Below are 25,829 nucleotides of genomic sequence, written 5' to 3' on the forward strand. Positions count from 1 at the left end.
ACCATGGGGCCGACCATGGGGCCGACCATGGGGCCGACCATGGGGCCGACCATGGGGCCGACCATGGGGCCGACCATGGGGCCGACCATGGGGCCGACCATGGGGCCGGTTGCCGGAGGCGCACGGTGGTTGGGTGATGTATTTGCAGTGTGGGGGCCGGCACGATGATCCTCCCGAGTGGCTGCGGCCTGGGTCTGTGCCTGACATGCCCTTAGCAGGCCGTACACGGGCTCCCTTTGAGTTGGTGTTGTCCGCTGTCTATTCGGATGCGTCTCCGTAGGACTCCTGAGAGTCGGGGCTCGTATGCCCGTTTTTGGCCTCGACCGCCTTAGCTAAGTTGCCCAGGTGAGTGCCTCGAGTTCCAGACTGCGTCGCATTGACGGTTCCATGACGATCCCCACCGTCTGAGGAGCCGTGGACACGGCACCGAGGTCAATCACGACCGAGATCGCGAAAAGGCCAGACAGCGTGGGGTAAGGGATGCCGCCTATCAGCCGGGCGGGTGTGGTTCGGGGCATCACCACATCTCTTGCGTGATCTCTTGCGGCTACTCCTGCGACATCTCTTGCTGCATCTCTTGCGCGAGGGTGGAAGCCCGGCCTGGGGTGCGTGCAGGTCAGCCTCGTCTTTCGCTCGTGGTCGGGACGCCGACATCCCCTCTAGAGACACTTTTCGCTGGCAGGTGGGGGGGGGTGAGTGAAGGAGGTGGCGGGCGCGGGCGGGTAGTGGCTGTCGGCTTGGCGGCGGGGGCAGGTCTGCTGCTGATTGGTGTCCACCGGGGCGCGATCGGAAGACCAGCCCGTTCAGATCGCTGCTGACGTGGCCGAGGTCGAGTTTCGACAGGCCGTATTGGGCTCAGAGTCGGCTGCCGAGAACAGATCACCGGTTCGGTCAGACTCGGACACTCTGTCCGGGCTCGCTCTTGCTCAGTGCCTCACGCTCGCCGTGGGGCTGTTGGAGGCCGAGATCGCCTAATAGCTCCCCGCCGCGTCGGTACCGTGATAGACGCCCCTACTCAGCAGCGGGAGGCAACACCCCATGCGTGGTCTTGGAGATCACCTCAGCATCGGCGAACGCATTGCGTTCTACCGGAAGCGCCGCGGCTATACGCAGGAGGTGCTGGCCGGCCTCGTCGGTCGTAACACTGACTGGCTCGCGAAGATTGAGACCGGGCGACGGAATCCGCCGCGTATCGACATGCTTGGGGAGTTGGCCCGCATCCTGCGCGTCCAGCTCGGGGACCTGCATGGGCAGACCGTCCTCATGGAGGATGAGCTACAGCAGGATGACGTCCCCGCTGTTCGTGACGCACTCATGAGCCCACGGCGCCTCTCACATCTGCTGTTTGGCCCCGACGCTGAGGCTCAACTCCCAACTCCGGCTCCCGTGGCCGTACGCGTGGAACAGGCGTGGAGCGACTACCAGGGCGGACGGCTCGGCACTGTCGTTGCTGCGCTTCCCGCATTGCTTCAGACGGCGCAGGAGTTGGAAGAGCGAGCAACCCGGCACGGCGAAGAGCGCGGCGACTGCTGGGCAGTGTCGGCCCGTACGCACCATCTCGCGGCTACAACACTGGCGAAGATCGGGGAGTCGAACGACCCGCTCGTGCTGGCGTCCGCGGGGCGGTCTGGCACGCATGCCCTACTCGCTAACGGACGCTACGGCCACGCGGGTCCTTGCACCGCAATCGCGGCCGTCGGCTTGTCGCCTTCTTCGGCTGCCAGCTCTACGCCGCAATGAGGCCGGCGGAGGTGGTCGGGTCGCGAGAGAAGGACTGCTACTTGCCCGAGACTGGGGGAGCCTCACCCTTCGGGAAACCCGCCCGGTGTCCGGCAAAAGTTGGCCGATTCGGGGCAGCGCCACGACAAGCGGGGGCTCAAGTCGCGTTAAGCCAAGGCTGACCGGCCTGTGCCCATACCGCCGCTGTTGGTCGCGATGCTCCGTGAGCACGCCAAGGAATTTGGCACGGCCAAGGACGACAGGCTCTTCGCCAACGAGCGCGCTGGCGTGCTGGGGACTTCCAGCTACTGGAGGGTGTGGCAGGAAGCACGGCCCGTCGCGCTTCCGCCGGACAAGGTGGCTTCGCCGCTCGCTCGCAGGCCATACGACCTGCGGCACACCCGCATCACGAACTGGCTGAACGCCGGGGTCCCGGTGGCCGAAGTCGCCCGCCGCGCGGGCAACTCACCCGAGGTCATCCACCGCCGCTACGAGGGCTGCATTGACGGTCACGAGGAGCTGAACAACAGGAAGATCGAGAAGGCGATGGGATAGAGGGAAGAGACCTGAGGAGCTGATCATCCGTCAGCATTCACTCGGTATCGCTGCCTGGGCATACCATCTGACCAAATCAAAGCCGATCATGCGAGGGTGCCCGTGATGAGCAGCCAGGAAATGTTCGTAGGAAGGCAACCCATGTCGGGAGTTACATTGACTGATGAAGTTCTTGAGAGCCTTATCCGCATGCAAGTCGATGTGGACCCCGGTGACTTGTCTACGCTGCTGGATCTCGTGGCGCTCGGAATTACCGTCAACGCTTGGCGCAATAGCCCTGTTGAGGACTGGCATGCTGAGGGGCGACTGTCAGACGGTGACATGATGCGCCTCAACAGCCACACTACCCAAGCTGTACGACGGCGACTGGCAGGGTGGGCTATCGAATTCAACGTAAGTTCGGCCAGCAGTAGTTCTTTGGCGGCACCGGACGTGGAATCCGTACGTGCCCTCTCCGCCTTGCTGATTCGGTGGCTAGTAAGGCCTGATCGCAAACTCCCTACTGGCATGACGCTCGGCGATCTCGCGCGCAGCAAGGCAGAAATGGAAGCGTACAAGGAACACGTGAGCCTGCAGCTCGACCTGCTCGTTAGGTCGGCGGAGACCCAGAGCGTTCGATTCGGATTGCTCTCTGTGGCCGCTCAGAGCCTCATGTTCTGCTCCTCATGGTGGTTGCACCCCACGTGGGCCGATCGTGTCGAGCGCTTTGTATCCATGCTCGACTGTCCAACTGATCCGTTCTGGGGGGAGGGCGGCAACCGACTCAAGAAGTTCGGTGCTGAACCGGCTTCGGTGCAAGATCGCAGCGGACTGCGATCATCGTTGCTCACGGCGCCGTGGGAGCTGGATGCCACTACTGCCAAGTGGGTCACGAACGCCGGCATCGGCGCCGTATGAGGGACTGATGTTGCCGCATGAGGGACTGACGTTACGACCGTGTACACGTGGAGCTTGCTCGGCTGGCTGGGAAGTCGGCCGAGCGGCCAGGGGCGCTTTGATCTTCTTGATGGCTGACCTCTGCCACGCCGGGTTTCTCCCCCAGATACCCGTTCGCCATATGGCGGGCGGCGACCGGGCCGTTGTGGCCTCACTCGCCACTCACTCGCGATCAGTGACAGACAACGACAAATAGTCGGACTCAGTGAGATTGAGTCCGACTCTTTGTTCATGGCATCCGCCCTGGTCAGCGCATGATCTGTGCTGGTCGTAGGCGAGTGCCCCCGGCAGGATTCGAACCTGCGCACACGGCTCCGGAGGGGGCTTGCCGCTGCGTCGTTCGTGCAGGTGAGAGCCCAGTTCGTGTGGATACGAGACCAACCCGTCCACGAATAGTCCATAAGTTTCCGTTCAGGCACCGACCTCTACCCCTGCGCCGCTACTCTTGCTCCCGTTGAGTAGGTCTTCAAACTCGTGAAGAGAATCCACAACAGCTTCCCAGCGACTCCAGGTGTCCCTGAGTGACAGCTGTTGGCTCAAGGGCGTGGGCAGGGCACTGAATGGCCAGCTGCTTGAAAGAGCCGAACGATGCGCGGCTTCTCCGCGGGCAGCTGCCAAACTCTGGAGGGCGGCGCAAAGCGTTCCGCATGCATCTCGGACTAGGTTGCTACTGAATCCCAATGGGATCAACAACCCGACCAGATCGCTATCGCTTATTCCGTGACTCGTTGCCACAGTGTGTTCGCTGTACCAAGTGCACAGCCTGGCTGTAAGAGTCATCTTGTTCAATAGGCGGGGGTCTACGGTATCCACATCGCCGGCCGATTCTGATGCGACTTTCTTACGACTTGCTTTGATTTCTTTTGCGTAGCGTTTCGCCTGTTCTGTTGTGGCATAGAAGTCGACGTAACTACCACCATCGAGTAGTTTGCCGATGTTTGATCTGAAATGAATACTAAGTGCATGCAAGCAGTTGTGCTGCAGTCGTTCGTTCGCGCCGGTGACGCAGTCACTAAGGAAACTTAAGCATCTCGCCTCGACGTATTCTTCAAGCTCGGAACTGCAGAGCACAAGAAAAGCGCGAGTCGGAATGGAGATCGCGGCGATATATTCGTCGGTGATCTCTTCGGGATCTGCGACGACAGTCCCAGATTTGTCCTTTATGCCTAAGTGATTAGCGACGGTGGACATAGAGTCTGCGAGGGCTCCCCAAGGGTCATCCGACGTCATTTGACATCCCAGAGACCGACGGAGGGAACTCGTGTGACAAGCCGCTGACGTCGCTGAGTTTCGCACCCCAGGCCGTGAAGCGCTTCCTTACGGCCCGTGGAGTTTTCGTCGTGCTAGAGACCGAATCGATAAAAAGCGGGTCGGTGTTGCATAGATCCTTGAACGCCTCGACGGTTAGCTCTGCATTTTGCAGCTGCCACTCACGGAGGGCTGGATCTGTCAGGTAGTGGATTTGAACATCGAACAAGGCTCGGTTAACTGAACGCTCGAACCTGTCATCCGTATACTTCCGGCAAGCTCGTTCGCCGAAAACTTCTTTTGCGGCAAATACGGCTACTTCCATTAGGTCCACTGCGGCTCTCGTTCGCTCTTCACCGCCCTGGTGCCATTTATCAGAGAGTGTCTCGGCTGTTTCGTCAAGAAACGTCTTCAAGTTTCCTTCGTAAACATGTTCCCCCGCGTTGAAAGCGATGAAGCGGAGCAGGAGCTCTGCATCAACCATTCGCCGGTCTGGCTTAGGCTTTCGCAAGAGCCATCGCAGTGCAGGGCTGGTCCCGGAATAATTATCAATGAACTCCATGAAGGGGCCTGGATAGAGTGCTTGACGGAGTTCCTGAGCTGAGAGCTTCAGGCTCCCCGAATTCAAACGATAGAAGATTGTGTACAAAAAATCTTGACTATGCCACTTTCGAAGAAGTACCGCTCGAATGGTGGCGTTCTCAAACCTGACTGCCTCAGCCGGGTATTTTTCTTCCATCTTCTCGTAGGTGAGTCCGTTGAGAGTTGCACTCTCCTTAAGGCCTGTCAGGCGCAGCTTCTCTTCCCTCCACTCGACGTCCCGCGGATCGTCTAGGTCAGCACAGAACTGACGAATGGAGAGGAGACGTTGCTTGCCATCGATGACCAAGAACTTCCCGGGCCTCTTCGAATCCTCGGCCAGGACGATCTGAGGTACGGGGAAACGCTGCACCAGCGACTCAATGTATTGAGACTTGGCGACACGAGTCCAAGCATCCCGACGCTGAAAACTCGGGTTGAGGTCGATGCGGCCCTTGCGCATCTGACTCACGACGGTTTCCACCGTCCAGTCAACAGTGGTGGTGGCGGCCTCGTCGTCCTCCCATGACAACAGGTCCCCTTCGTCTTCCGCAGACTTATCGTCGTCCCAGTCAGTGGAGTCGCTCATGTCGCGATCCTAGGGCGTGCTCACCTGCCAAAGCATCAGTTTGTAGTGACCGAGACTGCGGTTGCCTCGTGCTTGGTGACACTCTGGCCCGTACCAGACTTGGATGGCCGCCGTGCCCTCACGAGCCTGTCGGGTGGCCTGAGACGTCAGCGCTGGCGCCACCGTTCACGGTGCTTGCGCACACATTCCAGGTCGAGAACGTGCCGCGGGAGGGTGCGAAGACTGCCTTCCTCGACGCCTCCGCGGAGGATGGTCAGATCGTCGCTGATCACGATGGCACCGGCGTCGAGCATGACGTGGCAGTTCGGGCACAGGCAGAGCACGTCGCCGGTTACATCGGGTTCGTCGTCGGGGCTGCCGAGTGCCTGCATATGAGCGCCAACCCGCTCCGTCCGGTCGCTCTCGCGGCCAGGCTGATCGCCTCCGCCGAGTTGCTCGCCCATGTGGACAGCTACAGCGAGCGCTAACCCTCTGCCGCTGCGTTCGCACTTGGGGGCTTCGAGAGGACGACGACAGATGCGGGATGACGCCGTCCAGCGACACGATGCTGCTACCTGGTCGCTCTTGGAGAGCGACGATTGGTACGCCGCGCGGGACGCCACGACTGCGCTTCGTGACGCACTGCTCCGTGCTGGTCTGGAGAAGGATTTCCCTTACCTGCGTGCCGACTTGAACGCCTTCGGGCACGGCCTCGTCGAGCTGGGCCGGGCGTCGCCGGCCACTGCGGAGCGCTTGGCGGAGCTGCTGCGGCTGGCTCTGGCCGCAGTGTCACAGCGCCCTGAAGATCGCGGCGAGGGTGCCGCCGAACATGATGCGGGAAAGGGCTGACGTCATGACCGACCGACGGGGAGTCGTCGCCAAGCGCGCCGAGAACGTGATGCCCGGCGTGCCCTACGTCCGCGGCTGGCACAGGCTCCGTCGGAGCGCTGACACCCTGGCTTCTGAACTGATTGCCCTGGGCCTGGAGTCGGACTTCCCCGGCCTCACGGCCGACGTGAACGTCTCGGGGGACGGCCTGGTACGCCTCGGAATCGTCCGGCGCGAAGCGGCTCTGATACTGGCCGAGCTGATCATGTCGGGCCTCGCCGCGGAGATGCCAATGGAGACCGAGACATTACCGCAAAAGGCGAGGCGCGCCTGCCCTAGCAGGTCGGCTGTTTGACGGTTGCCGCAGAGACCCCGGTCGCTCGCGGTTCGAGCAGGCTCCCGAGACGGGCCGGCACGGCCGCACGTAGCTGCTCCCCGATGGCTGATGTGCGGAGCTCTCTGCCGCACGCTGTACGTCCTCCTCCCCGCTTGTCTGTCGCTCGGCCGGGACCGGCGCCCCAGCCCTGCAGCCCGGATGAAGCGGCAGACCAACACTCGAGATGAGGGCTGGTAGTCGTGCGGCGCGCAGGACAAGCCGTCAGTTTGGGAAGCTTGGTTCGTCTAGGTTCAGCTAGTGAGCTGAGCCGAATCGGAGCAGCGCCGACGCATAGACGACTGCTGGCTTGGGGCCCGACATTCCCCGCGCTTCCCCGCAGGATCTGCTGCGGCTGTCTCTGCCCTCGCCCATGCTCAGGGAGCTTCACATCGCAAGCTCACCTTTCGCTGAGAAGGCTGTCAGGAGCGTCCAATGCTTGGCTCGCCAGCCTGCGAAAGAGCTCGAAGTGGCGGTCGCCGGAGAGACGCCTGTACAGGAACTCACCGCTTGGCAAAGGAACGGGTGGAGGCGGAGGTACGCGCGGCGGCGAGACGAGGAGCGTGCTTACCCCCAACAAGCTCCGAGCCCAACTCGCGTAAAACGCTGCAGTTTCAGAGGCTGCCGACGCGACGTCTGGAGGACCCTCCACTGATACGAGTGCGACCGTCCTTTTCATGGGAAGTCGAAGGGTCTCTGCGTGGTCGAGTAGTTCCAGCAGCTGAGGTGTGGGTGTCTCGTGCTCTCGAAAGCAGGCTTGTGCTGCCTCAACGGCGTCCACATACTCTGTGGTTGCCGAGATGAAGGCTGCGTACGCCTCCCGGCGCCCCTGCCTTTTCCATTGCTCATGCTGGGCTCGACGCTGCGATTTACCTGTCAATCGTGCCGAACCCGTTGCCCCCAGAGCACCCATGGCTGCGCCAAGGACAGCACTAGTTGCGCCTATGAGAGCTACGTTCCCTGCGTCCATGAGCTCATTCTGGCGCATGACGGTCCACGGATCCATGGTGATCGACAGAGGCTGGAGCCGCTTCGCTGGACTGAGCGTGGCAGTACCTGCGTGCGTGACATCGAGCAGGGCGAAGATGCACCCCGAAGGAAGGCTTATAGACTGGTTTGTCACTCTGTTCACCCGGCGGGATTGGAACCTGCGACACCCGCCTCAGGAGTTCGATCTACACCCGTTCCCGGTTCCACCGTCGGCAGGTCCGGCGGTCGTGTGGGGGCGCTGCCGTATGCCGCCGTCCGGGCTCGTTGATGTCAGCCGTGGACGTCAGGGGTCGCCATGTGAGCAGCGACTTGGGCAGGCTTGAAGTCCACCCGCGGTCCAGCGCCGGCGCTTGGCATAATGAGCCGATGAATATAGGGGGAGCGGCATCAATTGCCGCTGTAGCAGCCATAATTGGGGCAGGGCTCGGCGCGTTCGGAGCCATACGTGCGGCCAGGAACACGGGGAACTCCCAGCGCCGCTTGCAGCATGAGCACTGGCAGCGGCAGGCTCGTGCTGATGCCTACGCCCGGTTCGCAAACGCAGCAGACGAACTTGTTCCCGCGATCTCCGCCCTCACCTCGACAGAGGACTCAGTACCGGCAAATCTGCTGGAGCGGGCCGCCGAGGCGCGTCGACTCATGTCGGCGCTCTCGAAGGCTGAGAGTGCCGTGGCTCTAGCCGGGCCCGGCGTCGTGGCCGCGGAAGCCCTATCAGTAGCACGGGCTTACGGGACCCTTCTGAGAAGCACCCTCACAAGGCATGGGCTGGAGCCAGCTAGGCGGAGCGACCCGCCATCGTCCCTACGTGCCCACTGGCCGAGCCTGAGCCTCTTCCGCGAGCTGGCGCGATCCGCCCTAGACGATCCAAATGGCGCCCTGGGCGGTAGCCGTCGCTAAGCAGATGGCTTCGCTTGGTTCATTCAGGTGTTGATCGGGATCTCATAGACGATCTCGCAGTGCGCGGCGGGCACGACGATGTCCGCCGTCTCCACGGGGCGTCCCTCGGCGCTGTAGTAAGTCCGCCGGATGTGGGTGATGAGCGCGGCCTTCTGGATGCCGAGCAAGGATGCTTCCTCGGCTGTCGCCTGTCTCGGCTCCGGCTGCTCGACGGCATGGCTGACGGTGATGCCGATCGCGGCCATGCGGTTCACCACGCCCTCCCCGGCGTGCGGCCCTCCCTCAGGCAGGACGACGAGAGTGCCAGCGGTGAGGTCGTACGGCTCCCAACTCGTCGACAGCTGTACGGGCCGGCCGTTCGCCAGGAACTCGTACACGGTCCGGACGCACAGTTCGCCCTCGGCGACGCCGAGCCGGGTCGCGATCTCCACTGGAGCCGGAACCTTGGCGTCGGTCCGGCTCTCCCAGTCGCCCTGTCTGCCCAGCGCCTTCATGTCCGCGCGGAACGGGGACCTTTGGGGCTGCTCGCGCGCCGATGAGCGCACCACCCGCACCCGCTTCCGGGGCTCGGCGACGTACGTGCCCGATCCGGCGCGGCCCTCCAGCACGCCCTGGGAGATAAGCAGTTCCTGAGCCCTGCGCACCACGTTCTCGCCCACGCCGCACTCCTGGCCGATCTGGGCGCGCGAGGGTAGGCGATTGCCCGGCTCCCACACGTGCTCCGCGATCCGGCGCCGGAGTTCGTCGGCGATGCGGAGATAGGGCGGCTGCTCAGACATATGGAAAATCTAGTCCACTAGCTCTAATCTAGTTAACTAGCTTCACTGGAAGTGATCGCCTGTGCCGGAGGCTGCCCTGTGCCCGAATCGGAAGTCAGCGCGGCGTGCATCGCCGCACGGCTGTCCACCCTCGGGCTTCCCACGCGAGTGGAGCAACACCGCCGTCACACGTCGGTCGAAGCGGAGGTGCCGGACGAACTCTCCGCCGAGTTATGGCGGGAGGTCCTGGACGTGGTGGCCGAGGCCGACCGGTTCGGGCTCCTCGCCACCAGCCTGAACGGCCGCACCCTCTGGGCGGTCGTACGCAGAACGGTCCCCACGACGGGCGATGTCGGGGGACCGGGCCATCAGCGATAGGAGCTGACCAGCGTGCTCAACCGTATCCGCCGCGCGGTATCCCTCACCAGGGCGCGTCACTTCACAAAGGGCAGGCACCGTCGCCCCTTAACGGCTGTCCACTCGCCAACCGCCCCCGCTGTTCCCGCGTCCGCTGACGCGTGGACGGTCCTCCTGGGTCGGACCTCTACTCACGCGGACCGCCGGCATTTGCTCGCGGCTGAAGACGTCGCACTCGTCCGCCCGTACGTGCTGGCCTGGGAGAAGCGCGTCCGCACGCGCTCGGTGGTCGTCGCTCCCCATCTGCCGATCAATGCGTGGTCGGCCCTTGCGGGGGTCCTCTGATGCCCTCGATGTCCTCAAGGCCGTCTCACCGACAACTCCGCATCGCGGACGCCTCGGCTGTTCCCTACCGCTCGACGGCCTGCCGCATCGGCACACACCCCGTCTGCGCAGAGTCCTCCCCGGCTCCGGCCCCGGTCGACCTCCCGGTCATCTACGAGGTGTGCGACTGCCCGTGCCACCCGGCGGTCGGCCGATTCCCTGCTGCAGAGGTGGAGCGATGAGCGCATGGGCCCCCGGCGGCGTACTGGTCGGCAACGTCGAGGTCACCGCAGCCACCGTGCAGCGTGGCGACGTCATCCAACTCGGCGGTCGAGCCTGCCGGGTGAGAGACCTCTTCCAGCTTCCGCAGGGGGCCAAGCAACTCGTCTTCGAGTCGGGCGAGCTGCTGACCATCCACGCGCGCACCCGGCTCCTCGCCGTGCGATCGCTGAGAAGGCGGTGACCGGGTCCGTGCCCTCTCGCCATCACGACATCGCCGACGACCTCCGGCAACAGATCACGACCGGCCGTATCCAGTCCGGTGAACGCCTACCGTCCGAAGCCGACTTGGCCGACCGATACAAGGTCAGCGCGCTGACGCTGCGGAGCGCTCTCGCCGTGCTGCAAGGGGAAGGTCTACTAGAGAAGATCCACGGCAAGGGCAATTTCGTCCGTCGCCCCCATCGCAAGATCGTGTACGTCGGAGGCTGGGGAACCCTTGACCCGTGGACTGCCGCCGAAGCGGCCCTGCGCGTCAGCGTTCGCACCGCCGCGGTTCAGGCGCACGGACAACTCACGGCCTTGCTCAACGTCCCTGTGGGAAGCCCTCTCGTCGAGTTCTCGTGCCTCAGCCTCGACGGAGCGTCACCGAACGGACTGGCCCGCATATACCTCCCGCGCGACCTGGCACCGGCTGGAGTGCTCGACGACGAATCCGCATACGGAGTAGCGGCGACGAGATTCGCCGCTCTTGGTCCTGCGCCGGCCACTGTCCGGGAAACGGTCTGTGCCCGCCTACCGACGCCGGACGAAGTATCAGCCCTTCGGATCGGCTCCACTCTGCCTGTCCTCGCCGTTACGCGCACCGCGACCGACTCCGCCGGGCGTGTGGTCGAAGCCGCGTTGCTGGCCTTCCCGGGCCACCGCATCGAGGCGGTCTTCACCACTCACCACATGATCGACGAGAGGCAGACGCAAGGATGACGGAACAAGACGAACTCCGGCTCCTCCCGTGGTCGGGCCCTGGCGGAAACCCCTGCTACCTGAGCACCGACGACCGGGACGGCTTCATGTCCCGCATGGCGGACAACATCGAAGCGGTCCAACTCGGCACGGCGGCCGAACTGCTGGAACGAGCCTCCGAAGCGCTCGACGACCAAGACACGGACCCGGAGGAAAAGCAACGGCTGGCGAAGGAACTGACCGGGGCCCTACGAGACGTCCTCCGCGTCGCGATCAGCCGCGGTCACTTGCTGGCGGCGAGCGAACCGCACCCAATCTGAAAAAGAGTACGCGCAACGGCGCCTGCCGATGACGCCTTCTACACGGGGAGGGGAACCCGAAGACCAAACCGGGCTCCCCTCCCCGTCGAGCTGGGCCGAGCCGGTGGAGACGCATCGCCCACCGAGGCAGAGACGAATCCTCTTGCGGCCGCCTGAACCTCAGCCGACGAAAGTCAGCCACGATGACGGGTGCGCCGACCGACCAGGCGCGCGTATGCCTCGCTGCACCCCTACTGGGCCTTAGCCACGCTGCCCTGGCAACGTCTGCCAGGGCGGCCGGCGGCAACGGAAGTGCTGGGACGAGACCTTCACGCGTCTGCTCTCTGTCGTTCTCAGCATCAGGCTGCATAGATGCCCCTGGTTTCACTAAGTGGGCCCCATGCCGCGCCATCTAGATATATCCTGGCCTGTTATGCCGCAATGACGGCGTCACCAGCCAAGCGGCTTGACTCCGATTGGATGCGGATACTTTCTGGCCTCGATAAGCCTGGCCGCAACGGCGGTCCATTGATCGGGTGCGATGCAACCTTCGCTTGTGTTCGAGAATGTGTTCGTATCTGACTTGGGGATCTTCAGGATTCGAACAAGTGAACGGAGTTCCCAGAAGGTGGACCTTTTCCGTCCTGCTGGTCTCGGTTCCGCTTGATCAACTTTATGAGTGTCGCTGTGTTGGGTGACTGGATTGACACGTCTTAACGTGCAGCCTTACCTTGTTCGCACTTGATCGTGTAGGGGGTTTCGAATGAACGATGATGTCGAGATTCTGGCCATGGGTTCCGTCGTTGCGGCACTGAACGGCCTTGAGGATGATGCAACGCGGGCTCGCGTGTTGAGGTGGGCCGCGGAACGCTATGGGATCTCCGTGCCCACGCTCAATTCGTCGACAAGTGTTAGCAGCGAAGCGACGAATGACGACAGCAGGACTAGGACCAAGGCTCCTGCTGTTCCTACCGATCCAGTATTTGACGACTTCGTTGATCTATTCGATGCGGTAGATCCAAAGACTGAATTGGATAAGGTCCTCACCGGCGCCTACTGGCTTCAAGCTGTGAATGCCCAGCCATCCTGGCAGTCAATGAAGGTTAACAACCTTCTCAAAGATACTGGTCATGGTATTCAGAATATCACGCAATCGCTGACCAAGGCTCAGAGGAAGTCGCCGGCTTTGGTTCGGCAGATGGCAAAGGGTAAGGCTGCTCAGTCCTGGAAGACGTATAAACTCACTACGTCCGGTGTCGCCTATGTCAGGGATAGGCTAGGTATCGCTGGCGCGGTTCCCGTGGTTTTGACTGACGACGAGGTGGAGTCGTGAGCGCCTCCTCGTCTTTTCTGGGAGGGCTCCCCGTTACTCTGCGGGACGAGCTAGTAAAGGCGCTGGAGAGTATTACGCGGAACTTCAGTGAGGGCAGGTGGGAGCCCTCTGAACTAAACGGAGGGAAGCTGTGTGAGATTGTTTACTCGATCATTCGTGGACATGCGGATGGCCAATTCCCTCTGCAATCGTCCAAGCCCAACAATATGGTGAGGGAATGTCAAAAGCTCGAGCAGGAAACCCAACTACCTCGCTCGCTCAGGATTCAAATCCCTCGGATGTTGATTGCCCTATACGAGATTAGAAATAATCGAGGCGTTGGCCATGTGGGGAGTGATGTTGATCCTAGTCATATGGATTCCGTTGCCGTTCTCCATATGAGCAAGTGGCTTGTCGCCGAACTCATCCGTGTTTTTCATGATGTCGATACGGCGACAGCCACCGAAGCTGTTGACGCGCTGGTCGAGCGCCAGCTAGAGGTCATCTGGGCGGTTAATGGGAAGAAGCGAGTTCTTTCTGAGAAGCTCAACCTCCACGACAAAACACTTTTGCTGCTTTATTCCGAGTCCTCTCCGGTTGCCGAGAAAGAACTATTGGCGTGGACCGAAGCCGCTAACGCTAGCGCTTACCGGCGAGATATTCTCAAGAAGTGCCACAAGGCGAGATTCATTGAATATGATGATGTGACGAGGACGGTGCGCATCTCGCCCAAGGGTGCTCGCTATGTCGAGGAAAACATCTCCCTTTCGGTGTCCTGACGATCAAGCCGATAGACCTGCCCGGTAAAGAAGGGCGCTGGCGTCGCGACCCTCGGGGCTTGCGTCAATGGCTGTGTAAAGCCGCGCAGTCGATCGTCCAGGCCGCGATGCATCTACCCCTCCTCTGGCCTCAAGCGGCTGATTGCCAGGAGCGCGGCACGGGCACCGGCCGGGCTGGAGCGGGGCGGAGACAGGAGCGCAGGCCCGGCCGGGGCCGGGCCGCGCGCGGGGAGCGGAGCGAGCCGCCTTGAACCAGTAGAGAAAGTTGTTACTCAGGCTTCGGCTGGGATGCGCCACAGAGGGGCGGCGTACTGCTCCGGTCGGCTGTTGAGTAGTAGTGCTCTGAGGTCTTGGCGCTGCTTGCCGCTGAGGCCGAGGGCTTCGGTGATCCTGCGGAACGTCGTGTGCGTGATGCCGTGGTTGCGGGCCTGGGCTTCGAACTGGTCGAGTTGGTGGAGCGTGGCTTCCGGGTCGAGCTTCTGTTCCGGCTGACTGTCGAGCCAATTGGCCTTGTTGCGCTCGTAGTCGATCTCCGAGTATCCGCAGACTTCGCGGCTGTGCTGCTCCGCCTCGGCAAGGGTCTCCGTTGCGAGGATGGCGCGTGCCAGCTCGTTGCGGTTGAGAGCGTCGTCCAGATCCGCCTCGTGGACGGTGGGGCCGTGGTCTGTGAGGGGGACCGGCAGGCCAGCGTCCCTGACTTCGCAGAGACCCCGGACCCCACGGGCCGTGGCCGCCAGCATCGCTGTCGCCTCGGACGGGTGCCACTCCAGGACCGAGCTGATCGGTTCGACGTGCTCGGCCGTGAGCGTCAGGGCTGTCGTGCCCATACGGTCGGCCAGAAGCTCGGCCGGGAGTTCTCCGTCCAGGCCCGGTCCGGCGATCAAGAGCCGCACAGGCGCGTTGACTTGGCAGGCTGCGGCCAGCGTCAGAGCGTCGCCGAGCGGGCTGCGCAGGGTGGGTTCGTCGCCCTTGGCGAGGATGTCCCCGCCCACGTCCAGGAGGTCGATGGACTCGGGGGCCAGATGCTCGATGAGTTCTTCGAGCTGGCGTGTGATGCCCTCGGCGCCGTGCATGGGGTCGATCAGGGCGAAGGTGTGGGGGAGCTCGGCTGCCAGGCGAGGGAGTGTTGAGCCTGCCGGGGCGATGGGCTTCGCGTCGGCCGGGACGGCCCAGACGCTTCGCGTGAGGGGGCGAAGGCCTGTGAAGTTCGCCGACCCTCGTGGTCCTGGCACTGGATCGATCAGGAGGCGGTCCCACGCGTACGTGAGGATCACCGCCGGACTGTCGCCGCCTCCGTAGAGGGCTGCGTCGAGCATTGCGGCGGCGACTGCGTCGCCCCCTCCTCCTGCTGCCACGATCAAGCGGGTCACCCTCGCAGCGTACGGGTTCCTCTGCTGGCCACTCACCCTATAGTGGCTACTGGTCATAGCCACTTAGGGAGGGGCTCCGATGCCGCAGATCGAAGAGACCCAGCCCAAGTACCTCCAGATCGCACACCACATTCGCGATCAGATTCTGCGAGGCGACTTGAGGCCTGGCGACGAGGTTCCGTCGGAGCGCCAACTGGCCGCGGACTGGAGCGTTTCACGCCCGACGGCGGCTCGGTCGCTGGAGGCGCTGAGTCATCAGGGCCTGGTGGAGAAGCGCCAGGGTTCGGGCACCTACGTGCGAGGCCTCGCGGTGAATCGGCGTGCTCGGGAGCTCTACGGTCGCGCCAAGCAGACCGGCAAGATCTACACGCCGGGCGAGTACGCGGTGATCACCTCCGCCGGCTGGCTGGAAGCCCCCGGCTATGTGGCCGATGCGCTGAGTCTGGCAGCCGGGGCCCGAGCTGTTCATCGGCGCCGGGTGACCAAGAACGAGTCCGGCCCCATCACGATCTCGACGTCGTGGTTCGGTGTCGATGTCGGCGAGCGGGCGCCCAAGCTCCTTGATCCTGAACGGATTCAGGAGGGGACGCTCATGTACGTCGAGAGCATGACGGGTCGCCAGGGAAGCTATGCGGAGGACCGGATGTGCGCCCGACTGGCGACCGAGGACGAGGCCGCTGACCTCGAACTTGAGCCCCAGGCAGCCGTCCTGATCGTCCATCACGTGGTCTATGACATGCAGGATCGGCCTTTGGAGTTCGCCGAGGCCACGTACCCGCCTGGGCGTTGGGCGTTCGAGCAGGGCTACCCGATCAGCTAGAAAGTCGCGGCTCTCTTCGCGAACCGCTTGTGGCTTCGAGTGGCTAATGCCACTATCCAGTAAGTGGCTAAGGCCACTTGACCGGAAGGGGCACGGACGTGAGCCAGGAGTGCGGGGAATTACGGCACGTCTCGCGGGAAGCGGTCTGCCGTGGATGCCGGGGGCGAGGGTGGAAGTACGTCAGCTCCCGCTCGGCCTTGGCGCTCTCCGCCACTGACGCTCGCGTCCGTGCTACGTCCAAGCGGCGCTGTCTCGACTGTGACGGCACCGGTAGGGAGTAGTGGCGCTCATGGCGGATGCGCGTGAAGAGTCCGAAGCCGCGGTTGCCGGATCGTCGCCGATCGGGGGCATGACCCTCTATCCCGTGCCCGAGTCAGTAGCTCGGGCAAGGCGATGGTTCCGGAAGTTCACCGCCCCGTACAACCTGGCCTGCTCGATCGACGACTGCGTACTGATGCTCTCCGAGTTGGTGACGAACGCGATTCTCTACGGGGAGGCCGAAGAGCCCTGGCGGGTCCGCGTTGAGTGGTCGCGCCTGGGAGAGTCCCTGCGGGTAGACGTCCATAACCCCGGCTTTCCGGCGGACGTGCGGCTGCGCAGCCCCAGGGTCAATGACGCGCACGGCAGGGGGCTTTGCCTGGTAAACGCACTGGCGGATTCGTGGGCGGCTGGCCCCAGTCGCTTCGGTGGAACCGTCGTGTGGTTCCAGATCGACGAAGCCTGGAAGCCGTGAGGTCGATCCGAACCTGCGGCGCTGGCGAGTCCGCGGGTGTTCAGTACCCGCTCACGTGAGTAGGCTGGTTGACAGGTTGACTTGGCGGATTCTCACTAGGCGGGGCTATGGCGTACGAGGTGGCTGCACCCAAGTATGTGCGGCTAGCGCAGACGCTCCAAGGGCGTATCGAGGACGGTACGTACCCGCCCGGGAGCCGGGTCCCGAGTGAAAATCAGCTGGTCCAAGCCTTCGGCATGTCCCGGCCCACTGTCGTCCGCGCGCTGGAGCTGCTGAAGCGGGATGGCTGGCTGGAGTCTCGGCAGGGGTTCGGCACTATCGTTCGCGGACGGCCGGAAGCCATCGAGCAGAAGGGTCAGCGGGGACGTGACGCGCTGGAGCGCGACGAATCCTCGGTTCAGGTTCGCCTTGTCCAGGTCGAGCAGGTTCCCGTGCCGCCGAGGGTCGCCTCCATCCTCGGGGTGCCCAAGAGGGCAAGCGTTCTGGTTCGGCGGCTGTTGGTGGAGCAGGACGGCGAGCCGGTTGAGCTCTCTTCGTCCTACTTCCCGGCCGGCCTGGTCGAAGGGACCGATCTTTCTGTCTCGTCTCCGCTGCGAGAGGGCCAGCGTGCGCACCTGGAAGCACGCAAGAAGCTGCGCTTCGATCACGTAACCGAACGTGTCTCGGCCCGACTGCCAAGCCAGGAAGAGGCTGACCTCTTGGCGATGCCTCAAGGGGAGCCGGTGCTCAGCGTGCTGGTCGTCGCGTGCGATGTTGCTGGGCAAGCCTTGCAGGTCACGGATGTTCTTCTGCCTGCCGATCGGCAGGAGCTCGAAGACACCTACCGCCTCGGCTGACCCGAACTAGCCGCAGGAATTGGCCTGTTGGCGTCTCGAAGACCCGGCCGGCAAGCCGCTGAAGCCACTTGACAAAAGTCAACCTGGCCTCCCTAACTTCAAACTTGCTAAGTCAACCTGTCAGGTCGTCTGGCAGGTGTCTACGAAGGAGAAGTTCTGTGCGTGCTATCCGAGTCGAGACCTCGTCCGCGACGATCCTGCTGACCGAGGCTCCTGAGCCCAAGGTCAAGGACCGGCAGACGGGCGAGATCGCCAAGGACGCGGTCAGTGGCGAGGCGCTGATGAAGGTCGGCGTCGTCTACATCGACGAGGGGGAGTCGTCGCTCATCGCGGTGACCGTCCCGGAGAGCGGGATCACGGACGGCCTGGCCGTCGGCGCCCCGGTCTCCCTGCCCGGCCTCGTCGCCCGTCCCTGGGAGAGCGTCTTCAGCGGGCAGGCCCGCCACGGCATCGCCTACCGTGCGGCCGCTGTCGTCCCGGGGGCTTTCCCTGTCGGACAGGAGAACTGATCTCGTGTCCGAGCTGATGACCATGGCCGAGCTGGGCGGACCCCTCGCCTTATTAGGCGGGGCGATCTACGCCCGGAAGGCGCATCCGGCGATCTACTGGGCCACGGTCGGGCTGCCCTCATCGGTGGCCCGACTGGTCGGCTCGTACAGCTCGACCATGGACGCGTGCGGGCTGACGGTTCAGCCGTCTCGTCTGCGGGCCCTGGCGGTGCGGGCCACCACCCGCCGCGAGGTTCGGCCGGTTCCTCCGCGCCGAGGGCTGATTCGTTTCACCTCCACGGGGCTGCGGGTCCGGCTTCGGCTCGCTCCCGGCCAGGAGCCGGCGGACGTGGCTGCCTCGTGTGAGCGGCTGCGGCACGCCTGGGGCGTTCACGCGGTCCACGTTCGCGAGATCAAGCCGGGCGTGGTCGAGCTGCGGTTGATCGGCTTCGACGTGCTGCGCAAGGTGAAGATGCCTCGCAGCGCGGGGCACGACCTCCTCGCCGTGCCGGTGGCTCTGCGGGAGGACGCGACTGTGTTCGTCCGCGACTACCGGGCCGTTCCTCATGAACTCGTCCTCGGTGCCACCCTGTCGGGGAAGTCGATGTTCCTCCGCAATCTGCTGACGGGGCTGGCCGCTCAACCGGTTGCCCTGGTCGGCATCGACTGCAAGCGAGGGGTCGAGCTGGCGCCCTTCGCTCCGCGACTGTCGGCGTTGGCCACCGACTCCGATGAAGCTGCCGAGCTGCTGCCCGTCCTCGTCCAGGAAATGGAGGACCGCTACGACCTGATCAAGGCACGCCAAGGTATCGCGCCCGGCACGCCCGACGAGGAGATCACCTCTGAAGTGTGGGGCCTGCCGGACGACGAACGGCCGCCGCCCATCGTGCTGTTCGTCGACGAGGTGGCCGAACTCTTCCTCGTGGCAAGCCGCAAGGACGAGGAGCGGCGCGACGAGATGGTGACCCAGCTGATCCGACTCGCCCAACTCGGACGGGCCGCGGGCATCTACCTGGAGATCTGCGGCCAGCGTTTCGGTGCGGAGCTGGGCAAGGGCGCGACCATGCTCCGCGCTCAACTCACCGGACGCGTCTGCCACCGCGTCAACGACGAGGCCTCGGCCAAGATGGCCCTTGGCGACATCGCCCCCGAAGCGGGGGGCGTCGCTGCCACCATTCCCGCTGAACGTCCGGGCCTGGCCGTGTCCGGCGACACGTCCGGCGGCTGGGGACGCATGCGCACTCCGCACCTGTCCCTCGGCGACGCTGCGGCGATCTGCCGCGAGACTGCCGAGCTCGCCCCCGATGTACCGGCCCTGAAGCCGTTCCGGCCGCACGTCTCGGCTTCGCCCGCGGTCGCCCCGAGCGCCGTGACGAACCCGCACCCGGCTACCGGCTGACCCACCAACCCACCGGTCGGCGCGACCGTCTCGCGCCAAGTCCCTACCCCCGCCATCCCCGAAACCGAACGAGAGGACGTGATCAGCGTGGCCGAGCGCTCCACACCGCGTGCCCTTCCGGTCCGCGTGGACGCCGTACTCGTTCAAGCGGTCATTGCTGCCGCGTTGTCCTTCGCCCACCTTCACGATCTGGCCGTCGCAGCGGGACAGGACGGCTGGAAGGCGTGGGCCTACCCGATCAGCGTCGATCTGCTGTTGGTGGCGGCCTGGAGGCGGCTGCGGACGGGGGAGTCCAAGGCGGCCGGGTGGTGCTGGTTCCTGGTCGCGCTCACCGCCAGCCTCGGCGCCAACGTCGCGACGGCCGGGCTCCTCGACCTCGACCACGTTCCTGCCTCGCTCCGCATCGTCGTGGCCGGTTGGCCGGCGGTCGCCTTCCTCGGCGGCACGCTGCTCGCGCACGGACCCGCCGATCCGGCCCCGGACCCGCGTGAAGAGCACGACGAGACGACGAACGAAGCGGCGCAACAGGGATCACTCCCTGCGTCCGCGCCTGCGTCCCGGCCCGCTGTACCTGCTTCGCGTCCCGCGCTTGCCGTTCCACCGACAGATCGGCTCCCGACCGCGCTCGTCGACCACGCCCGAAAGGTGGCTGCCGAGCACCACACCCGGACGGGCGCGCCCATCGACACCGACACCCTGCGAGCCCGCCTCGGCGTCCCAGCCCAGCTCGCCGAAGCCATTGCCGCTCAACTCACCTGAACCCAGGAGAACTTCCGCCCATGCGTCCGTCCACGCTCCGTGCGCTCAACCGCGCCGCCGAGCTGACCCGCCAGAACCGACTCACCGAAGCAATGCTCATCGCCGAACCCGTGATCCTCATCGCCGACGACATCGAGGGCGAGGAGATCAGGCGGTGGCTGCTCGACCACGTCGCCGACTTCACCGGCGAGAACCACCAGAACTCGAAGGAGCTGCCCTGATGCCCGCCAACCCCCGCTTCCGCCGGGTCGTCCGTATCGGCCCCGTCCAGGTCGCCACCTACTACGACGGCCGCGGCCGGGAGAAGCACACCGCCGCCTGCACGGCTCCGCGCTGCGGCTTCTCGACCGACTACGACAGCCGCGCCGCCGCCGAGCTGGCGGCCCGCACCCACGGCTGCTCGGCCCGCTGAGGAGATCACCGTGACCGTCAGCCTGCCTCTCGTCTTCGTCCTCGGCGTCATCGCCTGGGCCGCGATCAAGTTCCTCGGCGTCCGCATGTGGGTGGCCGTCGTGATCGCCCTGTTCGGCTTCCTGCTCTCTCAGACCTTCCTCGCCCCGGCCATCGAGTCCGGCACCCGCTCCGGGGTCGACGTCGTCGACGGCACCCATCACTGAAAGGAGAAACACCATGCTGCTCTGCCCGAAGATGCCCGATGCGGCTCCGCTACCGATCGCCCACAGGCCGGCCGCCCCTGCCGAGCACCACCGCGCTCCGGTGACCTGCTCCTGCGCTCACGCCCCGATGGAGTCCACCAGCCGCCCGATCGCGCCGTTCGTCAGCCGTGGGGCGGGTGCCGTTGCGGCGGTCCTCGTCGTCGGCATCGTGCTGACCGCACTCCTGGCCACGGTCGCCATCACGGCAGTCTCCGTCTCCATCGCGGCCCTGGTGCTGCGCTCCCTGCTCAACAGCGCCCACAAGCGCTGACCAGCCTGCCGGGGCGGCCTCGATACCGCCAAGCATCCCGCCGCCCCGGCAGGCGCGGACCTCCCGACCGAAACCGAAAGGACAGCTCCCATTACTACCGGACGCGTTCCGCCCCCAGTCAAAGAACTGGGCGCGCTCGTCTCCCTGGGTGGCATACCCACCCTCGTCAAACAACTCCGCGACATCGGTGGTTGTACACAGCCTGTGCGTCTGGACGGCCACCGCGTCGAGCACGCGGTCGACACACGTACCGGCGAGATCGGCCGGGTTCTCCACCGCCTCGACTCGGCCTCACTCCCGGCAGGCAACCTCCTCGTACGCTGCAACAACCGCCGCGCGACCCGCTGCCCGGCCTGCGCGGAGACCTACCGCCGGGACACCTTCCACCTGATCACCGCCGGACTGCGAGGCGGCAAAGGCACTCCCGCCACCGTCACCCGCCACCCGAAGGTGTTCGCCACCTTCACCGCTCCCAGTTTCGGCCCCGTCCACAACCGACCCACAGACCGACGCGGCACCGTCCGAGCCTGCCGCTGTGGACTCCTCCATGAGACCGACGCCGAACTGCTCGGCACGCCCCTGGACCCAGCGACGTACGACTACGAAGCTGCCGTCCTCTGGAACGCGCACGCCGGGATGCTCTGGCGACGCTTTTCCATCTACCTCCGCCGAGAGATGGCCAAGCGGGCCGGCCTCACCCAGAGGGACTTCGCGGACTTCGCCCGGGTCTCCTTCGCCAAGGTCGCCGAGTACCAGAAGCGCGGTGCCGTCCACTTCCACGCAGTCATCCGCATCGACGGTCCCGAGGGTGGCGACACCCCGCCTCCGGTCTGGGCTACTGCCGAGCTGCTCACTGACGCGATCGGCGCCGCTGCTGCCCGATCTCGTGTCGATGGCCCCGTCATCGACGGGCGCTCGCACGCGTTCGCCTTCGGCAGGCAAATCGACGTACGCGCGATTCGCTCCGCCGATTTCGACGGTGGGCAGGAGCTGACCGAGCGGGCGGTGGCTTCGTACATCGCGAAATACGCCACCAAGGGCGCGGAGACAGCCACGGGAGCTCTCGACCGCCCACTCAAGTTCCTCGCCGAACTGGCCCAGCTCGACATCAGCGACCACGCCCGCCAGCTCATCCGGACGGCCTGGACTCTCGGCGCTCGCAAGGAGTTAGAGGATCTCCGGCTTCGGGCTTGGGCTCACATGCTGGGCTTCCGCGGCCACTTCTCCACCAAGTCCCGCCGCTACTCGACCACCCTCGGCGCCCTCCGTGACGCTCGCGCCGAGTGGCGCCGTGCCCAAGCCTCCGCGACCAGCGAGGACGAGCCGGATACGACTCTCGTTCTTTCGCATTGGGTCTTCGCCGGAACCGGTCTGTCCGCCGCAGAAGCCTGGCTTTCTGCCTCGCTCGAACCCGCTCTCGGTACGGAAGGAGAACCGACGTGAACTCGCGGCGCGACGAACTGATGACCGTGCGCCAGGTCTTGGACGAGTTGGGTGGGGTCTCTCGCCGGACGTTCTACCGCTGGCGTGAGCTGGGGCATGGGCCAGCCGCATTCAAGCTGCCCAACGGGGAGCTCCGGGTGTGGCGGAGTGACTTCTCCACGTGGCTGCGAGATCTGGAGGCCGCGGCGTGAAGTCTCTCGACGTGAAGGTCTGGGCCGTTCGGAAGCGTGATACGAAGACGCCCTCGTACGGCGTTCGGTGGTCCGTGGCGGGCAACGTCTTCTCCGACTCGTTCCGAACGAAGGCACTCGCCGATCACTACCGCTCGAAGCTGATGCGGGCGATGCGCGACGGCGAGGAATTCGACCAGGCGTCCGGGCTTCCGGACTCGATGGAACCGAAGAAGTCGGCTGTGTCCTGGTACGACTTCGCCCTCCGGTACCTCGCCATGAAATGGCCGCACGCCGCTCCCAATACGCGCGACGGCATCAACGAATCGCTTACCAGCGTGACTGTGGAGCTCCTCGACGAGCGGGCTGGACGGCCGTCCGACCAAGCCATCCGTAAGGCGCTGCGCAACTGGGCTTTCGTCCTGCCGGGGCCCGACGACCGAGACGTCCCGGACGATGTGCGCAACGTCCTCCACTGGGTGTCGAAGGCGTCGCGACCGCTCGCCGATCTCGCCGAACCGGCTACGGCGCGTGCGGTGCTGGACTCACTGAAGCTCAAGCTCGAGGGCACGGCCGCGGCGGCCGAAACCGTGCGGCGGAAGCGGCGGACCCTCGTCAACGCTGCCAACTATGCCGTCGACCTGGGGGAACTGCGCGAAAACCCGATCACGGCCGTCCGCTGGCAGAAACCGAAGGTCTCCAACCAGGTCGACCCTCGCGTTGTCGCGAACCCCGAGCAGGCTCGGAATCTCCTGGCGGCCGTCTCCTACGTGGGCGGCTACCGGCGGGCCCGCGGTCGGCGCCTCGTGGGTCTCTTTGCTGCGATGTACTTCGGCGGTATCCGGCCGGCTGAAGCGGTCGGCCTTGTCGAGACGGACCTGAAACTTCCCGAACAGGGCTGGGGATCGGCGCTGCTCCACCGGACCCGTCCGTCGGTCGGCAAGCAGTGGACCGACTCGGGGGAGACCCACGACGACCGCGGTCTGAAGAACCGACCCGTTGAGGACGTCAGGCGGGTGCCTATCCCGCCCCACCTCGTCGCCGCACTCCGGGAACACCTGGCGACCTTCGGCACCGCGGACGACGGGCGACTCTTCTTCAGCGAAAAGGGCTCGGTAGTCCCGTCCTCGACCTACTACCGCGTGTGGCAGGAGGCCCGTCTCCTCGCGCTCCCGTCGGCTGTGGCCTCCTCGCCGCTCGCGAGTCGGCCGTACGACCTGCGGCACTCGGCGCTGTCCACATGGCTCAACGCGGGCGTCGATCCCACCGAGGTGGCCGAGCGAGCCGGCAACAGCGTCGAGGTCCTGCTGACCCGCTACGCGAAGTGCCTCGACGGACGGCAAGACGTCGCCAACCGGCGTATCGAGGATCTGCTTCGCGAGTACGAGTGACGGCATCCGACCCCGTCCGAGGCCCCTGGCGTAATGCCCAGGGGTCTCGTCGTTTCCCTGGCCCGTCAAGCGGGCGGGGTGCCCCTGGCCTGTTCGGATGCGAGCAGGCGTTCAAGACTCCTCCGCTCGCCATCGAGCGCGGCGAGCATCTGCGTGCGAGTGCGTTCGAAGTCGGGCTGGACCTCGACGCCGAGGTCATGGCGCAGAATGACCCGCAGCAGATACACCCAGTCGGACATTGGGCCGCTGAACCAAGCTTTGGCGCGGTTGTACGACCCGTCTGGGTCAGGACTGCTCGGCAGCTGCTTGACGACGGAATATCCGACTCCGAGCGCCCTGTTGAGGGTCGAGGCAACCTCGTGAACATCCTTCGGCAGCGCCATCTGCGCCGAAGAGTATTGCTCCAACCAAGCGTCCTTGGCGGTGTCGAGGACTGCTGGATCGATGCTTTCACCGCGCTCGGCTGCACGGACGGAGTCTCGGGCAGCGACCCGATAAGCGCGAGCCGTGGTGTTCAGACGGGCATAGAGATCCCGTCTGGCTTCCTGCGCTCGGTCGTGGCGGTCCTCCTCCCGTTCACGATCGGCGCGCTGGTTCTGCTCCCGGGTGACGCGCTGGCTGAGTACTGCCCCACCCAGAGTTCCGCCCAGCGTTCCTCCGACGCCGATGAGCGCGACGGCAAGCGTGGTCACATCCACGAGATCCCCCAACTCGTCCATTCATCCGGCCGCGGGCAGCGGCTGAAGACGGCACGACGGTCCCCAGCAACGCTCAGGCTCCCCACCCGCGGCACAGTCCAAGACCGGGACGACGATAACGAGGAGTGGGCCCGCTTGGCTCCAATGAGTCTCATCACCTGCGGGAATGCCCCAAGATCCCGTCCACGCCTCGTCCACAGACCCCGACATACGGCGGCTCTGGCTGCACATACGCGAAGACCCCGGCCTCAGCGTTTCCGCTGGTGACGGGGTCTTTGGGCACCTCATAAGGGGTGCCCCCGGCAGGATTCGAACCTGCGCACACGGCTCCGGAGGCCGTTGCTCTATCCCCTGAGCTACGGGGGCGTGTCGGGCGCTTTGTGCGGCGACGGGTAGAACCCTACCAGCTCTTTCCGGGGTGATCGCCACCGGTTTTGGGGGTCGGCCGGGTCGCGTCGCCCGGCGTGGGGGGAGGGGCGTCGCTCGCGGAGGGTGGTCGGGACCGCACGGGGTGGAAGTGGGGAAAACCCGGACGCGGCGGCTCGCCCGGACCTACTCTCGAGGTGTGCCAGGCGCGTCCGGCCGGGTGCTTGTTGTGGACGACAACAAGGTCATCCGGCAGCTGATCAGGGTCAACCTCGAACTGGAGGGTCTCGAGGTCGTGACCGCCGCTGACGGTGCCGAATGTCTGGACGTCGTCCACCAGGTTCGGCCCGATGTCGTTACCCTCGACGTCGTGATGCCCCGCCTCGACGGACTGCGCACCGCCGCCCGCCTCCGCGCCGACCCCCGTACGCGGAACCTCCCGCTCGCCATCGTCAGCGCCTGTACCCGGTACGAGGTCGAGAGTGGCCTCGATGTCGGGGTCGACGCCTTCCTCGCCAAGCCGTTCGAGCCCTCCGAACTCGTGCGGCTCGTCAAGCAGTTGGTGGAGCGGGGGCAGGCGGCCGGCGGTGACGCCGACGGGCTCGGTGGCGTCACCGGCGAAGACGTCGAACGTGCCGAGCGCGCCGGCCGGACAGGGCACTGACGGCCCGGATACCGATAGCCCCGGCCTCGGTATCCGTATGCACCCGGCTCAGGGCAGCGCG

General features: G+C 65.0%; 31 protein-coding genes and 1 tRNA gene. 25 read left to right on the forward strand and 7 right to left on the reverse strand.

Translation table 11 applies throughout. The annotated features are described in order from the left end of the window. The first annotated feature begins 1,038 nt into the window (after positions 1 to 1,038). From AB0C62_RS04705 to AB0C62_RS04715, 3 genes are all read left to right on the forward strand, one after another. Positions 1,039 to 1,740: a helix-turn-helix domain-containing protein gene (locus tag AB0C62_RS04705; protein WP_362969609.1), complete on the forward strand. Its 702-nt coding sequence runs from the start codon at positions 1,039 to 1,041 to the stop codon at positions 1,738 to 1,740. A gap of 168 nt (positions 1,741 to 1,908) precedes the next feature. Further along, positions 1,909 to 2,274 (forward strand): hypothetical protein, encoded by a 366-nt coding sequence (locus AB0C62_RS04710; RefSeq protein WP_362969610.1) that lies wholly within the window; start codon positions 1,909 to 1,911, stop codon positions 2,272 to 2,274. 105 nt (positions 2,275 to 2,379) lie between these two features. After that, a complete protein-coding gene (locus AB0C62_RS04715; protein WP_362969611.1) occupies positions 2,380 to 3,171 on the forward strand; it encodes a hypothetical protein in 792 nt (263 codons plus the stop codon). A 450-nt stretch (positions 3,172 to 3,621) separates the two neighbouring features. Here the strand turns inward: AB0C62_RS04715 and AB0C62_RS04720 are convergent, their stop codons facing one another. From AB0C62_RS04720 to AB0C62_RS04730, 3 genes are all read right to left on the reverse strand, one after another. Beyond that, positions 3,622 to 4,401 carry a hypothetical protein gene (locus tag AB0C62_RS04720; RefSeq protein WP_362969612.1) on the reverse strand — a complete coding sequence of 260 codons (780 nt, stop codon included), beginning with the start codon at positions 4,399 to 4,401 and terminating at the stop codon, positions 3,622 to 3,624. A gap of 25 nt (positions 4,402 to 4,426) precedes the next feature. Next, a complete protein-coding gene (locus tag AB0C62_RS04725; RefSeq protein ID WP_362969613.1) occupies positions 4,427 to 5,626 on the reverse strand; it encodes a DUF262 domain-containing protein in 1,200 nt (399 codons plus the stop codon). Between the two features lie 146 nt (positions 5,627 to 5,772). Continuing rightward, a complete protein-coding gene (locus AB0C62_RS04730; protein ID WP_362969614.1) occupies positions 5,773 to 5,997 on the reverse strand; it encodes an HNH endonuclease in 225 nt (74 codons plus the stop codon). Positions 5,998 to 6,142: 145 nt separating this feature from the next. On the opposite strand from AB0C62_RS04730, the gene AB0C62_RS04735 reads away from it, so the two are divergent. Both AB0C62_RS04735 and AB0C62_RS04740 read left to right on the forward strand, forming a co-directional pair. Then, positions 6,143 to 6,454, forward strand: coding sequence for a hypothetical protein (locus AB0C62_RS04735; protein WP_362969615.1), 312 nt, complete (start codon positions 6,143 to 6,145; stop codon positions 6,452 to 6,454). Positions 6,455 to 6,458: 4 nt separating this feature from the next. After that, positions 6,459 to 6,788 (forward strand): hypothetical protein, encoded by a 330-nt coding sequence (locus AB0C62_RS04740; protein WP_362969616.1) that lies wholly within the window; start codon positions 6,459 to 6,461, stop codon positions 6,786 to 6,788. 1,928 nt (positions 6,789 to 8,716) lie between these two features. On the opposite strand, the gene AB0C62_RS04745 is transcribed toward AB0C62_RS04740, so the two are convergent. Further along, positions 8,717 to 9,472, reverse strand: a complete 756-nt coding sequence (locus AB0C62_RS04745; RefSeq protein WP_362969617.1) for a GntR family transcriptional regulator — start codon at positions 9,470 to 9,472, stop codon at positions 8,717 to 8,719. Between the two features lie 78 nt (positions 9,473 to 9,550). Here AB0C62_RS04745 and AB0C62_RS04750 point away from each other — a divergent pair, with 78 nt between their 5' ends. The 6 genes from AB0C62_RS04750 to AB0C62_RS04775 all read left to right on the forward strand — a co-directional run bounded on the left by AB0C62_RS04750 (position 9,551) and on the right by AB0C62_RS04775 (position 13,704). After that, complete coding sequence (locus tag AB0C62_RS04750; protein WP_362969618.1) at positions 9,551 to 9,829, forward strand: hypothetical protein; 279 nt, start codon at positions 9,551 to 9,553, stop codon at positions 9,827 to 9,829. Positions 9,830 to 10,370: 541 nt separating this feature from the next. Further along, a complete protein-coding gene (locus AB0C62_RS04755; RefSeq protein WP_362969619.1) occupies positions 10,371 to 10,595 on the forward strand; it encodes a hypothetical protein in 225 nt (74 codons plus the stop codon). Beyond that, positions 10,592 to 11,335, forward strand: a complete 744-nt coding sequence (locus tag AB0C62_RS04760; RefSeq protein WP_362969620.1) for a GntR family transcriptional regulator — start codon at positions 10,592 to 10,594, stop codon at positions 11,333 to 11,335. The genes AB0C62_RS04755 and AB0C62_RS04760 overlap by 4 nt, the downstream gene beginning before the upstream one ends. Next, the gene (locus tag AB0C62_RS04765) at positions 11,332 to 11,634 is read left to right on the forward strand and encodes a hypothetical protein (protein WP_362969621.1); all 303 of its coding nucleotides are present in this window, start codon (positions 11,332 to 11,334) and stop codon (positions 11,632 to 11,634) included. The genes AB0C62_RS04760 and AB0C62_RS04765 overlap by 4 nt, the downstream gene beginning before the upstream one ends. A 742-nt stretch (positions 11,635 to 12,376) precedes the next feature. Continuing rightward, positions 12,377 to 12,946: a hypothetical protein gene (locus tag AB0C62_RS04770; RefSeq protein WP_362969622.1), complete on the forward strand. Its 570-nt coding sequence runs from the start codon at positions 12,377 to 12,379 to the stop codon at positions 12,944 to 12,946. Positions 12,947 to 13,323: 377 nt separating this feature from the next. Further along, positions 13,324 to 13,704, forward strand: a complete 381-nt coding sequence (locus tag AB0C62_RS04775; RefSeq protein WP_362969623.1) for a hypothetical protein — start codon at positions 13,324 to 13,326, stop codon at positions 13,702 to 13,704. Between the two features lie 272 nt (positions 13,705 to 13,976). Here the strand turns inward: AB0C62_RS04775 and AB0C62_RS04780 are convergent, their stop codons facing one another. Next, positions 13,977 to 15,074, reverse strand: a complete 1,098-nt coding sequence (locus AB0C62_RS04780; RefSeq protein WP_362969624.1) for a DUF1152 domain-containing protein — start codon at positions 15,072 to 15,074, stop codon at positions 13,977 to 13,979. Positions 15,075 to 15,153: 79 nt separating this feature from the next. Here AB0C62_RS04780 and AB0C62_RS04785 point away from each other — a divergent pair, with 79 nt between their 5' ends. From AB0C62_RS04785 to AB0C62_RS04845, 13 genes are all read left to right on the forward strand, one after another. After that, positions 15,154 to 15,894 carry a GntR family transcriptional regulator gene (locus tag AB0C62_RS04785; protein WP_362969625.1) on the forward strand — a complete coding sequence of 247 codons (741 nt, stop codon included), beginning with the start codon at positions 15,154 to 15,156 and terminating at the stop codon, positions 15,892 to 15,894. 289 nt (positions 15,895 to 16,183) lie between these two features. After that, positions 16,184 to 16,627, forward strand: a complete 444-nt coding sequence (locus tag AB0C62_RS04790; protein ID WP_362969626.1) for an ATP-binding protein — start codon at positions 16,184 to 16,186, stop codon at positions 16,625 to 16,627. Positions 16,628 to 16,734: 107 nt separating this feature from the next. Next, positions 16,735 to 17,463, forward strand: coding sequence for a GntR family transcriptional regulator (locus AB0C62_RS04795; RefSeq protein WP_362969627.1), 729 nt, complete (start codon positions 16,735 to 16,737; stop codon positions 17,461 to 17,463). 158 nt (positions 17,464 to 17,621) lie between these two features. Further along, the gene (locus AB0C62_RS04800; RefSeq protein WP_266616567.1) at positions 17,622 to 17,972 is read left to right on the forward strand and encodes a hypothetical protein; all 351 of its coding nucleotides are present in this window, start codon (positions 17,622 to 17,624) and stop codon (positions 17,970 to 17,972) included. A gap of 4 nt (positions 17,973 to 17,976) precedes the next feature. Further along, complete coding sequence (locus AB0C62_RS04805; RefSeq protein WP_362969628.1) at positions 17,977 to 19,350, forward strand: FtsK/SpoIIIE domain-containing protein; 1,374 nt, start codon at positions 17,977 to 17,979, stop codon at positions 19,348 to 19,350. Positions 19,351 to 19,428: 78 nt separating this feature from the next. Beyond that, on the forward strand, positions 19,429 to 20,109 hold the full coding sequence (locus tag AB0C62_RS04810; RefSeq protein WP_362969629.1) for a DUF2637 domain-containing protein: 681 nt from the start codon (positions 19,429 to 19,431) through the stop codon (positions 20,107 to 20,109). A gap of 20 nt (positions 20,110 to 20,129) precedes the next feature. After that, entirely contained in the window at positions 20,130 to 20,330 is a 201-nt protein-coding gene (locus AB0C62_RS04815; protein WP_362969630.1) for a hypothetical protein, read from the forward strand. Further along, positions 20,330 to 20,521: a mobile element transfer protein gene (locus AB0C62_RS04820; protein ID WP_362969631.1), complete on the forward strand. Its 192-nt coding sequence runs from the start codon at positions 20,330 to 20,332 to the stop codon at positions 20,519 to 20,521. Before AB0C62_RS04815 ends, AB0C62_RS04820 begins: the two co-directional genes overlap by 1 nt. 10 nt (positions 20,522 to 20,531) lie before the next feature. Next, positions 20,532 to 20,726: a hypothetical protein gene (locus tag AB0C62_RS04825; protein ID WP_328448207.1), complete on the forward strand. Its 195-nt coding sequence runs from the start codon at positions 20,532 to 20,534 to the stop codon at positions 20,724 to 20,726. Between the two features lie 100 nt (positions 20,727 to 20,826). Beyond that, positions 20,827 to 21,036 carry a SpdD protein gene (locus AB0C62_RS04830; protein ID WP_362969721.1) on the forward strand — a complete coding sequence of 70 codons (210 nt, stop codon included), beginning with the start codon at positions 20,827 to 20,829 and terminating at the stop codon, positions 21,034 to 21,036. Positions 21,037 to 21,189: 153 nt separating this feature from the next. Further along, positions 21,190 to 22,479, forward strand: coding sequence for a replication initiator (locus tag AB0C62_RS04835; RefSeq protein ID WP_362969722.1), 1,290 nt, complete (start codon positions 21,190 to 21,192; stop codon positions 22,477 to 22,479). 20 nt (positions 22,480 to 22,499) lie between these two features. Continuing rightward, positions 22,500 to 22,670 carry a helix-turn-helix domain-containing protein gene (locus AB0C62_RS04840; protein ID WP_328458111.1) on the forward strand — a complete coding sequence of 57 codons (171 nt, stop codon included), beginning with the start codon at positions 22,500 to 22,502 and terminating at the stop codon, positions 22,668 to 22,670. Continuing rightward, positions 22,667 to 24,040 carry a site-specific integrase gene (locus tag AB0C62_RS04845; RefSeq protein WP_362969632.1) on the forward strand — a complete coding sequence of 458 codons (1,374 nt, stop codon included), beginning with the start codon at positions 22,667 to 22,669 and terminating at the stop codon, positions 24,038 to 24,040. Before AB0C62_RS04840 ends, AB0C62_RS04845 begins: the two co-directional genes overlap by 4 nt. 65 nt (positions 24,041 to 24,105) lie before the next feature. On the opposite strand, the gene AB0C62_RS04850 is transcribed toward AB0C62_RS04845, so the two are convergent. Together AB0C62_RS04850 and AB0C62_RS04855 are read right to left on the reverse strand one after the other, a co-directional pair. Then, entirely contained in the window at positions 24,106 to 24,759 is a 654-nt protein-coding gene (locus AB0C62_RS04850) for a hypothetical protein (RefSeq protein WP_362969633.1), read from the reverse strand. Between the two features lie 273 nt (positions 24,760 to 25,032). Continuing rightward, positions 25,033 to 25,104: transfer RNA gene (locus tag AB0C62_RS04855), tRNA-Arg, on the reverse strand. A 151-nt stretch (positions 25,105 to 25,255) separates the two neighbouring features. On the opposite strand from AB0C62_RS04855, the gene AB0C62_RS04860 reads away from it, so the two are divergent. Beyond that, positions 25,256 to 25,768, forward strand: coding sequence for a response regulator (locus AB0C62_RS04860; RefSeq protein WP_362969634.1), 513 nt, complete (start codon positions 25,256 to 25,258; stop codon positions 25,766 to 25,768). The last annotated feature ends 61 nt before the right edge of the window (positions 25,769 to 25,829 follow it).

This window comes from Streptomyces sp. NPDC048643, assembly GCF_040650615.1.
GTDB lineage: Bacteria > Actinomycetota > Actinomycetes > Streptomycetales > Streptomycetaceae > Streptomyces.